This window comes from Cyanobium sp. LEGE 06143 (assembly GCF_015207535.1).
Classification (GTDB): domain Bacteria; phylum Cyanobacteriota; class Cyanobacteriia; order PCC-6307; family Cyanobiaceae; genus NIES-981.
Map to the genome: position 1 here is coordinate 1 of NZ_JADEWP010000299.1, position 1,816 is coordinate 1,816.

The window sequence follows — 1,816 nt, forward strand, 5'->3', positions numbered from 1 at the left end:
ATAGTACGGTCTTGACAACCGTTGTCAGCTTGCTGATTCTGCTGATCGGTGCCCGGGCAGCCTTGGAAATGGAAATCCGCCAGTACCCGAAACTGGAAAGCACCACGGTGACGGTGACCACCGCATACCCGGGTGCCAGCTCGGATCTGATCAAGGGCTTTATCACAACGCCTCTGCAGCAAGCTATTGCAGAAGCCAGTGGCATTGATTACCTGAGCTCGACCAGCTCCCAGGGCGTATCCACCATCGAGGCCAAGATGGTTCTGAACTACGACGCCAACGATGCCCTGGCCGAGATCCAGGCGAAAGTAGCCAGCCAGCGCAACGTGCTGCCGGGTGATGCCGAAGATCCTGTGATCACGTCCAGTACGGGCGATGACAACGCTCTGATGTATATCGCGTTTTACAGCACCGAGCTGGACGTGCCACAGATTACCGATTATCTGAGCCGGGTGGTGCAACCCAAACTGCAGGCACTCTCCGGTGTTGGCAAAGCCCAGTTGCTTGGGCGCACCTTTGCCCTGAGGGTCTGGCTGGACCCGGAACGCCTGGCGGCAGTCGACATGACTCCGATGGAGGTGGCAGACAAACTGCGAGCGAACAACTACCAGGCAGCGGTGGGTGCAACCCGAGGCAAATACACGGAAATCAGCCTGACCAGTGACACCGATATTGCGGACCCGGAGGCTTTCCGCAACCTGGTGGTGAAGCAGGCCAATGGCACGCTGATTCGCCTGCGTGACATCGCAGAGGTGGAGCTGGGCTCGCAAACCTATAGCCAACTGGCACTGTATAAGGGCGAACCGGCTACCTATGTCGCCATTGAGCTGGCCCCTGGCGCCAACCCGCTGACGGTTGCCGGCCTGGTCAAAGACGAGCTGCCCGATATTGAAAGCCAGCTGCCCAGTGGGCTGGATGTACGCCTGGCCTACGATGCCTCGGACTTTATTGAAGACTCCATCAACGAGGTCATCGCTACACTACTGGAAGCCATGCTGATTGTGCTTGTAGTAGTGTTCCTGTGTCTGGGCTCTATTCGCGCCGCCATCGTGCCCTCGGTGGCCGTGCCGCTGTCGCTGATTGGCGGCGCTTTCATCATGCTGATCTTCGGCTTCTCGCTGAACCTGCTGACGCTGCTTGCCATGGTACTGGCCATCGGGCTGGTGGTGGACGACGCCATCATTATGGTGGAAAACGTTCACCGACACATCGAACAGGGCGAATCCCGTTTTGAGGCGGCCCTGAACGGTGCCCGCGAAATGGCCATGCCGATCATCGCGATGACCACCACACTGGTGGCGGTGTACGCCCCGATCGGCTTTATGGGCGGACTGGTGGGCTCCCTGTTCACCGAGTTTGCCTTTACCCTGGCCGGCACGGTGGTGATCTCCGGCATTGTCGCGCTTACGCTGTCTCCCATGCTTTCGGGCAAGGTATTGAAACCCCACGGCAGTCCCGGTCGGTTCGAGGTGCTGGTTGAGAAGTCGTTCAACGGGCTGGCCGGAGGCTATAAGCGAGCGCTTGCCTCACTGATGCAAACCAAATCGGTGGTAGTGTTCTTCGCCGTGGTGGTGCTCGGCTCCATCTACTTCATGGTGATGATGAGTCAGAACGAGCTGGCCCCCACCGAGGATCAGGGCATCCTGTTCTACCAGGGCCTGGGGCCCCAAACCTCTACGCTGGACTACCTGTTTGATCACGGCCAGGAAGTGCAGCAACGGATGTCGGAAGTGCCCGGCTACAACGAAGACTTCATGATTCTGGGCATTACCAGCCCGAATGCGGTGTTCGGTGGCTTTAAATTGGCCCCCTGGAG

At 58.8% G+C, this 1,816-nt stretch carries 1 protein-coding gene; it reads left to right on the forward strand.

The features are described from left to right. Window positions 1–29: 29 nt before the first annotated feature. On the forward strand, window positions 30–1,816 hold a 1,787-nt coding region (locus IQ216_RS13755), incomplete at its 3' end, for an efflux RND transporter permease subunit (protein WP_255510620.1).